This is a genomic window from Pseudomonas sp. FW215-R2 (genome assembly GCF_058789255.1).
Genome location: NZ_JBYTBO010000001.1, coordinates 171,020 through 183,370, shown reverse-complemented (window position 1 = coordinate 183,370; position 12,351 = coordinate 171,020). Strand labels below are relative to the sequence as shown.

Annotated in this window: 9 protein-coding genes; 4 read left to right on the top strand and 5 right to left on the bottom strand. The window is 61.9% G+C overall.

The window, feature by feature from the left end; all coding sequences use genetic code 11:
* Positions 1–6: 6 nt before the first annotated feature.
* Both parC and AC3WRD_RS00775 read left to right on the top strand, forming a co-directional pair.
* Positions 7–2,271, top strand: a complete 2,265-nt coding sequence (parC, locus tag AC3WRD_RS00780; protein WP_096819836.1) for a DNA topoisomerase IV subunit A — start codon at positions 7–9, stop codon at positions 2,269–2,271.
* Between the two features lie 231 nt (positions 2,272–2,502).
* A complete protein-coding gene (locus AC3WRD_RS00775; protein WP_102620143.1) occupies positions 2,503–3,213 on the top strand; it encodes a PqiC family protein in 711 nt (236 codons plus the stop codon).
* Between the two features lie 390 nt (positions 3,214–3,603).
* Here AC3WRD_RS00775 and AC3WRD_RS00770 read toward each other — a convergent pair whose 3' ends face one another.
* Entirely contained in the window at positions 3,604–5,118 is a 1,515-nt protein-coding gene (locus tag AC3WRD_RS00770) for an AhpA/YtjB family protein (protein ID WP_102620142.1), read from the bottom strand.
* Between the two features lie 134 nt (positions 5,119–5,252).
* Here AC3WRD_RS00770 and serB point away from each other — a divergent pair, with 134 nt between their 5' ends.
* A complete protein-coding gene (gene serB / locus AC3WRD_RS00765) occupies positions 5,253–6,467 on the top strand; it encodes a phosphoserine phosphatase SerB (protein ID WP_096819833.1) in 1,215 nt (404 codons plus the stop codon).
* A gap of 39 nt (positions 6,468–6,506) precedes the next feature.
* Here the strand turns inward: serB and AC3WRD_RS00760 are convergent, their stop codons facing one another.
* Positions 6,507–8,261, bottom strand: a complete 1,755-nt coding sequence (locus AC3WRD_RS00760; RefSeq protein WP_102620141.1) for a cyclic-di-GMP receptor FimW-related protein — start codon at positions 8,259–8,261, stop codon at positions 6,507–6,509.
* A 222-nt stretch (positions 8,262–8,483) separates the two neighbouring features.
* Between AC3WRD_RS00760 and AC3WRD_RS00755 the strand changes: the two genes are divergently transcribed.
* Positions 8,484–8,885, top strand: a complete 402-nt coding sequence (locus AC3WRD_RS00755) for a lectin OAA family protein (protein WP_096819831.1) — start codon at positions 8,484–8,486, stop codon at positions 8,883–8,885.
* A gap of 60 nt (positions 8,886–8,945) precedes the next feature.
* Here AC3WRD_RS00755 and asd read toward each other — a convergent pair whose 3' ends face one another.
* From asd to AC3WRD_RS00740, 3 genes are read right to left on the bottom strand one after another with little or no spacing between them, the layout of a single operon-like run.
* Positions 8,946–9,806 (bottom strand): archaetidylserine decarboxylase, encoded by an 861-nt coding sequence (gene asd, locus AC3WRD_RS00750; RefSeq protein ID WP_096819830.1) that lies wholly within the window; start codon positions 9,804–9,806, stop codon positions 8,946–8,948.
* Between the two features lie 18 nt (positions 9,807–9,824).
* Positions 9,825–10,640 carry a rhodanese-like domain-containing protein gene (locus AC3WRD_RS00745; RefSeq protein WP_102620140.1) on the bottom strand — a complete coding sequence of 272 codons (816 nt, stop codon included), beginning with the start codon at positions 10,638–10,640 and terminating at the stop codon, positions 9,825–9,827.
* Between the two features lie 39 nt (positions 10,641–10,679).
* Positions 10,680–12,218, bottom strand: a complete 1,539-nt coding sequence (locus tag AC3WRD_RS00740; RefSeq protein WP_102620139.1) for an HDOD domain-containing protein — start codon at positions 12,216–12,218, stop codon at positions 10,680–10,682.
* Positions 12,219–12,351: the final 133 nt, after the last annotated feature.

Below are 12,351 nucleotides of genomic sequence, written 5' to 3'. Positions count from 1 at the left end.
GCCCGCATGAGCGACAACCTTGCAGACAGCTTAGATGGCGTAGAACGCCGGTCGCTGGCTGACTTCACCGAAAATGCCTACCTCAACTACTCCATGTACGTGATCATGGACCGTGCCTTGCCGCATATCGGCGACGGTCTGAAACCGGTACAGCGGCGTATCGTCTACGCCATGAGCGAGCTGGGGCTGGACGCCGATTCCAAGCACAAGAAGTCGGCGCGTACCGTCGGCGACGTGCTCGGCAAGTTCCACCCCCACGGCGACTCGGCGTGCTACGAAGCGATGGTGCTGATGGCCCAGCCGTTCAGCTATCGCTACACGCTGGTGGACGGCCAGGGTAACTGGGGTGCGCCGGACGATCCGAAATCCTTCGCCGCCATGCGATACACCGAAGCGCGGCTGTCGCGTTATTCCGAAGTGCTGCTCAGCGAACTGGGCCAGGGCACCGCAGACTGGGGCCCGAACTTCGACGGCACCCTTCAGGAACCGCTGGTTCTCCCTGCGCGTCTTCCGAACATCCTGCTCAACGGCACCACCGGTATCGCCGTGGGCATGGCCACCGACGTGCCGCCGCACAACCTGCGCGAAGTCGCCACCGCGTGCGTGCGTCTGCTCGATGAGCCGAAAGCCACGGTCGAACAGCTCTGCGAACACATTCAGGGCCCGGACTACCCGACCGAAGCGGAAATCATCACCCCGCGTGCCGACCTGCTGAAAATGTACGAAACCGGCAAGGGCTCGGTGCGCATGCGCGCCGTGTACCACGTCGAGGATGGCGACATCATCGTTACCGCGCTGCCGCACCAGGTCTCCGGGGCCAAGGTGCTGGAACAGATCGCCGCGCTGATGCAGGCCAAACCGTCGAAAGCGCCGCAGATCGCCGACCTGCGTGACGAGTCCGACCACGAAAACCCATGCCGCATCGTGATCATCCCGGTCAACAGCCGTGTCGATCACGAAGCGCTGATGCAGCATCTGTTCGCCAGCACCGAGCTGGAGTCGACCTACCGGGTCAATGTCAACATCATCGGTCTGGACGGCAAGCCGCAGCTGAAAAACCTCCGTGCGTTGCTGGTGGAGTGGCTGGAATTCCGCGTGCTGACCGTGCGTCGCCGCCTGCAGTTCCGCCTCGACAAGGTCGAGCGTCGCCTGCACCTGTTGGACGGTTTGCTGATCGCTTACCTCAACCTGGATGAAGTGATCCATATCATCCGCACCGAGGAGCACCCGAAAGCCAAGCTGATCGAGCGTTTTGCCCTCAGCGAAATCCAGGCTGACTACATCCTCGATACCCGTCTGCGTCAGTTGGCGCGACTGGAAGAAATGAAGTTGCGCGACGAGCAGGACGAACTGCTCAAGGAACAGGCCAAGCTGCAAGCCCTGCTGGGCAGCGAAGCCAAGCTGAAGAAACTGGTGCGCACCGAGCTGTTGAAAGACGCTGAAACCTACGGCGATGACCGTCGGTCGCCAATCGTTGAGCGCACGGAAGCCAAGGCGCTGACCGAGCACGATCTGCTGCCGAACGAGAAAGTGACCGTTGTGCTGTCGGAAAAAGGCTGGATTCGTTCGGCCAAGGGCCACGAGATCGACGCCACCGGCCTGTCGTACAAGGCCGGCGACGGCTTCAAGACCTCGGCGGCGGGGCGCTCCAACCAGTCAGCCGTGGTTATCGACTCCACCGGCCGCAGTTATTCGGTGGCCGCACACACCTTGCCGTCGGCACGGGGCCAGGGCGAGCCGTTGACCGGCCGTCTGACGCCGCCGCCTGGCGCTACGTTCGAATGCGTGCTGATGCCGGAAGACGATGCGCTGTACGTGATCGCCTCTGACGCCGGCTACGGTTTCGTGGTCAAGGGCGAAGATCTGCAAGCCAAGAACAAGGCCGGCAAGGCCCTGTTGAGCCTGCCGAACAACGCCAAGGTGATCGCGCCGCGTCCGGTGGCCGATCGCGAGCAGAACTGGCTGGCTTCGGTGACGACCGAGGGTCGCCTGCTGATCTTCAAAATCAGCGATCTGCCACAATTAGGGAAGGGCAAAGGCAACAAGATCATCGGCATTTCCGGTGAACGAGTGGCCAGTCGCGAAGAATATGTCACGGACATCGCCGTTCTTCCGGAAGGCGCCACGCTGGTGCTGCAGGCCGGAAAACGTACCTTGTCGCTGAAAGCCGACGACCTCGAACACTACAAGGGTGAGCGTGGTCGCCGTGGCAATAAACTGCCACGGGGCTTCCAGCGAGTGGATGCGCTGCTCGTCGAAAACCTCAATTAAGCGGCCAGGAAGCGTTCGCACTCATTTCTCCTTCGGGAAAAATGACTGAGAACGCCTCTCTAGAGCGCCCGATCTTCGATTTAACCCGTAGATCGGCGCTTTGGCGCTGGAGTCGGAACGCATATTCACGGATGATATGGCCTTTCCAAGCGCCGGCGTGGCCGAGCGTTCTTCATATTTTTTGAGTATTTTCACTGTGGTCAGCCTTGTGGCGGCCACCTGGACGGGATGATGACTTCTCTGCGCCCCCTTATTTTCCTGCTCGCCGGCGTTCTTGGCCTGGCGGGTTGCAGCGTTCACCAGCCGGTGTCGCTGTATCAGCTGGACAGCGGAAGTCCGGCTCAGCCTGCGCAAAGCGCGGGCATGGCAGTTTTGCTGGGCCCTGTGGTAGTTGCCGACTACCTGCAACGTGAAACCCTGTTGCAGCGTCAACCGGACGGCAGCCTGCAGGCATCGATCGACGGCCGCTGGGCCGGCAGCCTGTCTTCGGACATCGATCAGTTGCTGTTGCGTCAGGTCGCCGGCCATCTGGACAGCCAGCGTGTGGTATTGGCGCCGGCCACTCTGGGTTTCACCCCGGATGTGCAGGTGCTGTTGACCATCACGCGTCTGGATTCCGGCGTGTCGCAGCCGGCGATTCTCGATGCTCAATGGCGTCTGATCGACCGTCGTGGCCAGGTGCGTGACAACCGCATCGTGCATCTGCAAGAGCAGCACAGTGGCGGCACGGCTTCGCAGGTTCAGGCGCAAGGCATCTTGCTGCAACGCCTGGCCGAGCAGCTCTCTGTAGCGCTCAAGCCGTTGGCCAACCAGCCACCGGTTGCCGAAGCGCCACGCAAACCGGCACCGAAACCGGCAGCGCCGGCGGCAGAAGCCGAGAAACAACCGAAGATTCCGATGGCTTCGCCGATTCGCACCGATATGGAAGTGTTTCGCTTCTAAGGCTGGATCGAGTCAGGACAGAGCCCGCCTTGTGCGGGCTTTGTCGTTTCTGGGCGTTGGTGGTACATGCATTGATGCCTGTCTCGAAAAGCTCCCCTCACCCTAACCCTCTCCCGGAGGGAGAGGGGACTGACCGAGGTGTCTTGCGTCATTCATCGACCTGCGAAGTCTTGGCGATTATGGATTTGGCGCAGAGCGGTCTCACAATTATGGATTCGGCACAGCATGTTCAGGTCGGTGTAGATCCCGAATATCCCCCTATCAGTCCCCTCTCCCTTTGGGAGAGGGTTAGGGTGAGGGGACTCCAAAGCCTGGCGAGATCACGAAAACGCCACACACAAAAAAGCCCGCAGACAATCACTCGTCTGCGGGCTTCTTCACATCAAGGCCTCAGGCCCGACGCTCATGCATCCGCGCCAGCTGCCGCTCAAGCATCGACGGATAAGGCTCCATCAATCGCTCCACACAGCAAGCCCCTTCAGGGCTGGCAATCGGCCGGATCCGCGCACGCTGGCGAATCAGCGCGTCATCACCGATCTTGCGCTCCACCAGCAGCAGGTTGCGGCTGTGTTGCGACAGCGCCAGGGCGTCCTGGGCGGAGTCGGTCAGCAGCAGGTCGATCTGGCTCAGTCCGAACAGTTCGTCGCCCAGGGTCAGGCCAAGCTGCAATTGCAGGGTGATGCCGCTGTCGGCGACTTCGATCTGCAACTGGTGGCCCAGCGCTCGCAGCAGCTCGCCGCAGCAGATGGCGTTGGTCAGGTAATCGTCGCCGCTGTCTTCGGTGTGGAACAGCATCAGCGTGCTGCCATCGTTCAGGGTTTCGATTTCACCCTGATACAGCGAAGCCGCCTGCTCCAGGCAGTCACGATAGCGCTCCTGCAACTCTTCCAGACGTGCCCGCGGCAGGCGGCGAAGTTGCTCCTGCGAACCCAGTTGCACTGCCAGCACCGCGGTGTGTTGCGGCACGCTCGGGGTTGGCTTGCGAACGGCAGGTTGCGCGGGTTCGTTCAGCGATTCGTCACGCAGATCGGCAAACGGGTCTTCGTCATCGTCGTCTTCAACGGTGCTGACCACATGGCGCGGCGCAGGCTTCTGCGCGGCCATCGGGCGGCTCTCGTCAAAGCTCGGATCGCGCAGGTTGCGCACTTCGAATTCCGGCTCGACGTCATCGTCCTCGAACTCGGGTTCCGGCTCAGGCTCGGGAATGGTTGGTTCCGGGGCGTAACTGGCGTGCAGTTGACGGGCCAGGTCGCCGATCTCGTCCTGACGCTCGATCCCCGGCGTGTATTCGTCGATCCGGCGCAGCCACACGCGCAATTGCAGCAGCGGCGTGGAAATGTGCCGGCCAAGGCGCAGGCTCAGGGCCAGGGACAGTGCCAGCAGGATCGCACTCAGAATGCCCATGCTTTGCAGGCTGATGGTCATCGGCTGCTGGAACTGATCCATGTCCAGGCTGATGCGCAGTTGCCCGGCGGTCACGTCCTGGAAGGTGATCTTGCTCTCGTACATGCCCTCGGCTTCGCCCAGCAGGCTGTGCTTGGGCCGCTGACCGGACTCGGCGAGGATGCGGTTGTCCACGCTGTAGATGGCGGCGTGGGCCACCAGCTTGTTCTTGGTCAGGTTGTTGAGCAGCACGTTGAGGCTGAGGATGTCGTTGGACACCAGCAGCTCGGTCGCGGAGGTGGCGGTCTGCGTGGTCAGGCTTTCGCCCAGCGCATCGGCCTGCTCGTGCATGGCCTGCTTGAACTGCAAGCCCATCACGCAGGCATAGATCACCAGGGCCAGGGCGACCAGGATCACGTTATGGCTGGCAATGCGTAATGCAATCGGTACACGGCGGTGGCGCAGTGCACGGAAGATCAGCAGAAAGAAGTTATCGGTTTTAACTGGCGTGGGCCGGTTCACTGAGCTCGGCTCTTTTGTCCGTGAAGTTGACGCGCAGTATAGCGACAGGCCCTAGACCGGCAAAGCGCTGGCGGTGCCCGATGGTCACTGAAAGTGGGTAGAATGCGGTTTTTTTCCAGTTGCGGGGGTGCGCGTTGCGCGAAATCGTCCTGATTAACATCACGGGAGTCGACCGTCCCGGTCTGACGGCGGCCATTACCGGTGTTCTGGCCCAGGGTGGTGTGAACATCCTCGATATCGGTCAGGCGGTGATCCACGACATGCTGTCGTTCGGCATCCTCGTGGAAATCCCCGACTCCGAGCAAGGCAAGTCGGTGCTCAAGGACATCCTGTTCAAGGGTTACGAGCTCGACCAGCAGGTGCGCTTCACCCCGGTGTCCGAAGAGGATTACCAGCAATGGGTGGGCAATCAGGGCAAGAAACGCCACATCGTCACCCTGCTGACCCGCAAGGTCACTGCCGGCCAGTTGCAGGCCGTGAGCTCGATCACCGCCAAATATGGCCTGAACATCGACCATATCGACCGTCTGTCGGGTCGCATGCCGCTGGACACGCCGGCGGACAAGGGCAAGGGTTGCATCGAATTCTCCGTGCGCGGCGAAGCTGCCGATCCGCAGGCCCTGCGCGCCGAATTCCTCAGCGTGGCCCAGGAGCTGAACGTCGACATCGCGTTCCAGGAAGATTCGCTGTTCCGTCGCAACCGTCGTCTGGCGGTGTTCGACATGGATTCGACCCTGATCGAAGCCGAAGTCATCGATGAACTGGCCAAGGCCGCCGGCGTTGGCGACCAGGTGTCGGAAATCACCGAGCGGGCAATGGCCGGTGAGCTGGACTTCCGCGCCAGCTTCAAAGAGCGTCTGGCGCTGCTCAAGGGCCTGGATGTCGGTGTACTCGATTCGATCGGTGCCTCGCTGCGCCTGACCGAAGGCGCCGAAACCCTGTTCGCCGAACTCAAGCGCCTGGGCTACAAGACCGCGATCCTGTCCGGCGGCTTCACCTACTTCGCCAAGCAATTGCAGGCCAAGCTTGGCATCGACTACGTGTTTGCGAACGAACTGGAAGTGGTCGACGGCAAATGCACCGGCGTGGCGATCGAGCCGATCGTCGATGCCCAGCGCAAGGCCGATCTGCTGAAACAGCTGGCTGAAAAAGAAGGTTTGCGTCTGGAGCAGACCATCGCGGTGGGCGACGGTGCCAACGACCTACCAATGCTGGCGATTGCCGGTCTGGGTGTGGCGTTCCGCGCCAAGCCGCTGGTCAAGCAGTCGGCGAAACAGGCGATTTCCACCCTCGGCCTGGATGGCGTGCTGTACCTGCTGGGCTTCCGGGATCGCGACGGGCAGCTCTGACAACGGCACAGGATCGCAGCTCCCGGATGCGGTCCTGGCTCAAAGGGATTTCCACAACGAGTCGAAATCCTCCTCGCTCCCGCCATTCTGCGCGGCCTCCAGCGAGCGATAGGCAAACTGATTGAAACTGTGGGTGCTCGCCACCCGCCGATCCAGCCCGGCGCGGTGCTCTTCGCCCTGGGTGTTGATCATGACTTTACTGCCTTCCTGAAACGGCAGTCGTGGCGCCAGTAGCGTCGCGGGCAAGTCGATGGCGCTGATTTCCGGCAACAACAAGCCCCGCAGGTAATGGCTGTGATCGTCCCGCGTGCGCACCAGTTGCAAGCCGCAGGGCTGGGCGTGTGGCGCCACCAGTTCGATGCCCATTTGCGTCCCGGCGCCGCGCACCTGGCGGATCCAGCGCACCACGGCAATGCTCCAGCCCTGATTCGTGGTGTCCTGGATGCCGACCATCTCCCCGGTCTGCAATTCGGCGGGCACTTCTTTTGGCCACGCCAGGCAATAACCGCCGGGGCTGTGGTTGATGACGGGCAACGCATAGGTCGGGTAATGCGGCGGGCTGTCAGCGTCGCCTTCGTCGTCGGCCAGCGGTTCGTAGCGGATTTCTTCGTAAGGCAAAAACTCGTCGGACTTGCTCTGTGGGGCTGCATCGAATGCCTGACTCCAGCTGTCCTTTTCGCCTTGGGCCACTGCGCGGCTGAAGTTTGCGGCGCGCGAGCCGGGATGCCGGAGCAGTTCGCTGAAGGTGCGTTCGCCACCCAGATAGAAGTGCAGGGCGCTCATGCCCACACATACGGTCAGGTTGCCCTGGCCGACGGTGCGCTGGAAGCTGCGCTCGGCGGCTTCGCCCCAGGTGGCATGCAGATGTTGCAGGGTGTCGAGTGTCAGGCCGGCCGGCACTGGCAGCGGTGTCGAGGTGTCCTGATGCAGCAAGTGGGCTTCGATGGCATCGACCAGCGGTTGCGGATCGAATCCCAGCAGTCCCGGCTGTTGTTCGCTGCGAAATTTGCTGCGATAGCGCGGACCTGCGTCGATCTCCGCAGAAATGGCAAACAGCCCTTCGCCCGAGGCACCGGGATGGAGTTTCAACCAGGCACTCCACGGCTCAAGCACCTGCGCGAGTTGGGCGATCGGGTTCTGGCGCAGTTGATTGCAGCGGGCGCTGCCCAGCAGCAGAGCGGCGATGTAGGTCTGTTCGACGCTCAGTTCCCCGGCGAGGCTGGCCAGGTCATCACGGACCCGACGGTGTTGCAGCTGCAAGTCGCAGGCGCAGCGAAACAATTGGTGCAATTCAAACCACAGCTGTTCCGGCGCCGGGCTGTACAACTGCGTGGCGCGCACCAGTTGCCCTTTCAGCGCATGGGTGGCGCGTTGCAGCGCCTCGCTCAGCAGAGTCGCCCGATCCTTTGTGTATTTGGGCGCGATCCGCAGAACGATCTGTTTGTAACCGATGGCCAGTTGGCTTTGCAGCGCCTGGCACAGGTTGCTGATCTTGCGTGAACGCTCATCGAGCATGATCGCCTGATGCAGAAAGTGCCGCTCAAGGTGCTGGCAGACGAAGTACACCTCGGGCCGCAGCAGTTCCAGCAGATGCAGACGATTGTCACTGGGCGTCAGCAATTGATTGAGTTCGCCAAGGCCCTGATAAAGCTGGCGCGCGGTTTCGCCGATGTTGGCTTTCGGCAGGCCGGCGATCCAGCGCTTGAGATCGCGCGGAGTCGCTTCACAGAACGACAGGCGCAACTGAGTCGGCGTCGGGGCGCTCAGTGGTGGTTGGGATCGAGGCTCACTCATGCCGTGACCCGCTCCGGCGGCGAATAGGACGATGCCAAAAACTCTAGCAGTTGTGGTCTGTTTCGCAGGCGTTTGTCAGGCTTTTTTACCGTTGGTCTGCTGGCTTGGTGCCATTTCGGCAGGCGCTACTAGGCTCTTTGGCGTGCGATCGGAAACGCACGGTTGCACGGCTTGCCGCACACGTCGGGCAGGTCTCTGAACAACTTCAAGGAGATGAGGTTCATGTCTAAATACGCAGTGGCAAATCAATGGGGCGGTAATTCGGCACCCTGGCATCCGGGTGGAACCTGGGTACTGGGCGCGCGGGACAACCAGAAAGTCGTCGCGATCGAGATCAAGTCCGGCGACGGCGGCAAAAGCTTCACCGGCACCATGACCTACGCCGGCGAAGGCCCTATTGGCTTCAAGGCTCAGCGCACTGGCCAGAACCAGTACAACGTCGAGAACCAGTGGGGTGGCAACGATGCCCCGTGGCACCCAGGTGGCAAATGGGTGATCGGCGGTCGGGATAACCAGAACGTTATCGCGTTGAGTGTCACGTCGAGTGACGGCGGGAAAAACCTCAGCGGCACCAATACCTACGCCAACGAAGGGCCGATCGGCTTCCGTGGGCAGATAGAGTAACGGCGCCAGCCAGGTCGTGTCCGCCCCTTCGCAGACGTGCGAAAGGGCGGATCAACAGGTTCAGGCGTTCGGCAATGCCAGGGCCTGGCCCATCTGTACCGGCGAGCCGGCTTTCATTTCTTCAACCCATTTCACCTGATCCGGGCCAAACAGCACGATCGCGGTCGAACCCAGCTTGAAGCGACCCAGTTCCGCACCTTTTTCCAGATGAATCGGCGCACGGGCGGCTTCGTCGTAGCGGAAGGTTTTCAGTTCGCGCTTCGGTGGCGTGACCAGACCGGCCCACACGGTTTCAATCGACGCCACGATCATCGCGCCCACCAGCACCACGGCCATCGGCCCGCGCTCGGTGTCGAAGATGCACGCTACGCGCTCGTTGCGGGCGAACAGCTCAGGGACGTTTTCAGCGGTGGTCTTGTTGACCGAGAAGATCCGGCCCGGGATGTAGACCATTTCGCGCAGGGTGCCGGCCAGCGGCATGTGCACGCGGTGGTAGTCCTTCGGCGACAGGTAAACGGTGGCGAATTCGCCGCCCATGAACGGCGCAGCATTGGCCGCGTCGCCACCCAGCAGTTCCAGCACGCTGAAGCTGTGGCCTTTAGCCTGGAAAATGCGACCGTGTTCGATCGGGCCGAGCTGGCTGATCGCACCGTCGGCCGGGCTGAGGATCGCGCCCGGTGTCTCGTCCAGAGGACGGGCGCCGTCTTTCAGGGCGCGGGTGAAGAAGGCGTTGAAGTGCTCGTAAGCGGTCACGTCCTCAACCAGCGCCAGCGACATGTCCACCTGATAACGCTTGGCGAACCAGGTGGTGAAGGCATTCTTGAACCAGCGCACGCGGCACTCGGCAATGCAGCCGGCCAGGCGCGACAGCAAGTGGTGAGGCAGCAGGTATTGGCTGATGATAAACAAACGCTCTTTCATGACTGTCCTTAAAAATCCTTAAAGCTCGACGGGGGTGTCGGGGTGGTTGCCCCATTCGCCCCAGGAACCGGCGTAGCCCTTGACCCGCGGATAACCGAGGGATTTGGCCACCAGATAAGTGAAACCGGACCGGTGATGGGTCTGGCAGTGAGTAATGATTTCTTTGTCTTTCGTGATCCCGAGGCTTTCGAGGATCTGCGGCATGTCGGTGCGGATGCGCAGCTGGCGCGCCTGATCCATGCCTGCCGTCCATTCGAAGTTGACTGCACCGGGGATGTGCCCACCCTTGGCCGCCAGCACTTTCTCGCCGGAGTATTCCAGTGGCCCGCGAGCATCCCAGATCGCCAGGTCGGCGGCACCGAGGCGGCTTTGCAGGTATTCGCGGGTGGCGGTCGGTTCGTCGTGCAGGGTCAGGGCTACCGGACCGCCGACGACAGGAGGGATCTGGATCGACATCGGCGAGCCTTCCGCCAGCCACGCCGGCAGGCCGCCGTCGAGGTAGTGGTACTTGTCGTGACCGATCACGTCGAGCAGCCAGATGAAACGTCCGGCCCAGCCACCGCCTTCGTCGTCATAGACCACGTAGACCGCGTCCTTGTGATGACCCAGTTCACCGAACAGCTCTTCGAGTTTTTCTTTTGTCGGCAACAGGCCCGGAGCCGGTGCCTGGCCCAGCTGGGTGCGCTTCGGATCGACGAAGCGTGCGCCGGGAATGTGACCCTCGGCATAGCGGGCGGCACTGGTCAGATCCACCAGAATCAGGTTGCGGGCTTCGAGGCGAGGGAGCAGGTCGCTCGGCTCGATCACCAGCGCCAGGCCAGAGAAGTCAGACATGTGAGGTCTCCAGAGCACAAAGGGGAAGGATTGTAGCTGTCATTGGCCGCGCTGGCTAAAGCTGTGCAGGGCTTTCTCGATGCACTGCGCGGTTTTGCCGAAGGCTTGCACGGTGATGTCGGCGAACGGCCCGCCACCTTGGTCGGCCACCACGATCATGATGACGCGGCCGTTGTGGACCAGCGAGCGCAGGAACAGGTGTTCGCCTCGGAACAGCGTGCGCAGCGAGGGCGGCAGCAGGGCGGAAAACTGGGCGTTGTTGTCCGGGGTGATCCGCACTTGTGCCTGCTGCGCGAGCAAGCGTTGCAGCACGGTGCTTTGACTGACGACGAAGTTGAGCGCAGCGGCTTCCTTCGGCAGGCCGGAAATCTGATGCACGCGCAGACTGGACTGTGTGCGGTCGGCCATCAGGATCATCACCCGGCGCATGCCGCTGGCCACCAGCGCGTCGCGAGCGGCAATGGTCAAGTGCATGGCATTGGTGAAACGGCTCGGCTCGGCCAGCAGTTCGGCGCATTGCCGGCGCCACTTGGCGAGGTCGTCGGCATTGGGTGCGGCGGCCGGCAGCATTCCGGCGGGCAGGCGATGGGTGCCCCACGGCCACAACAGGGAAACCGCCGGGTGCCACAGATCCGGCATCGAATGCCGGCGTGCGCTGTTGGCGGCCTGCTGGTGCAACTGTTGTTGCACCTCGTCCATCGAGATTTGCAGATAGAGGCTGGTCAGGTATTGCCAGCGCTCGCTGTGCGGACTGTCCCAGGCCTGTTGTGCCGACAGCGCCAGGCCGTTGGCCAGCAGCACGGTGTTGGCCGGCTGATTGAGCCAGTGGCGCAGGGTCGGGTCGTCATCGAGGCGATTCTGCTGGCGTAGCGGGTGATCGACATCGCGGGCGATGCGCAAAACCTTGACCAGTTCGCGCTGCTCGGTGAGCAGCAATCGATAGCCCTGCTGCACCCAGATCGGCAATCGCCAGACTTCGACCAGCGCCTCACCGATCTTCAGCAGGCGCACGCCGAACAATTGCTTTTCCACGTCGCGGGCCGATTCGCCCTTGTGGATAACCCGCACTTCCCACTCTTCGAGCAGTTTGGGAAAGGTCAGTGCCAGCGGCCACAGCGGCGACAGAAACAACAGACTGCCCCAATGAATGTCCTGCCACAGCCGCGCCAGGCGACTGGCAAAAAAGCCGTTGGCCTGTTGCGTGGCGTGCTGGCTGATCATCTGTATCTGGCGCAAGGCCTGGGGAATTTGTGCCTGCGGTTCGGCGGGCAGGCGAGCCAGCAGTTCTTCGGTGCGGGCGAGGCCAAGGCGATTGATCGCGACCTCAAGGTTTTCCGCCGGTGCAGTCATGCTGCCCTGGGTGTGGCGATTGGCTTCGCGAATGATGCTCAGCGCCAGCGCCGGGCTGTCCTGCATCAGGTCGGCGATGTCGCGCAGCGAGCTGCGATTATCGCGGATGGCGCGGCAGACACGATCGTGGGCTTCTTGCGGCACCGGCAGGCGTACGCCGTCGAGCAGCTTCACCCAGCCATCGAGTGTGGTGGGTTTTACGTGTGGGACGTTCGTTTCATTAGCCATGTCTGGACGAGATCTTCACTGACTGTAGACGCGCCCGGCATGGGCTAAATTGGCTTTTCGCCTGAACTGGCTATAGTCTGGCGCAGTTTTGCCGATAAGTAGAAGAAGAGATTTTTTAACTTCCGAATATGAC

What these genes read in the sequence shown, in the direction of transcription:
- parC (WP_096819836.1), top strand. Translation starts at nt 7, where the DNA reads ATGAGCGACAACCTTGCAGACAGCTTAGATGGCGTAGAACGCCGGTCG.
- AC3WRD_RS00775 (WP_102620143.1), top strand. Translation starts at nt 2,503, where the DNA reads ATGACTTCTCTGCGCCCCCTTATTTTCCTGCTCGCCGGCGTTCTTGGC.
- AC3WRD_RS00760 (WP_102620141.1), bottom strand. Translation starts at nt 8,261, where the DNA reads ATGAGTGAGCCTCGATCCCAACCACCACTGAGCGCCCCGACGCCGACT.
- AC3WRD_RS00755 (WP_096819831.1), top strand. Translation starts at nt 8,484, where the DNA reads ATGTCTAAATACGCAGTGGCAAATCAATGGGGCGGTAATTCGGCACCC.
- asd (WP_096819830.1), bottom strand. Translation starts at nt 9,806, where the DNA reads ATGAAAGAGCGTTTGTTTATCATCAGCCAATACCTGCTGCCTCACCAC.
- AC3WRD_RS00745 (WP_102620140.1), bottom strand. Translation starts at nt 10,640, where the DNA reads ATGTCTGACTTCTCTGGCCTGGCGCTGGTGATCGAGCCGAGCGACCTG.
- AC3WRD_RS00740 (WP_102620139.1), bottom strand. Translation starts at nt 12,218, where the DNA reads ATGGCTAATGAAACGAACGTCCCACACGTAAAACCCACCACACTCGAT.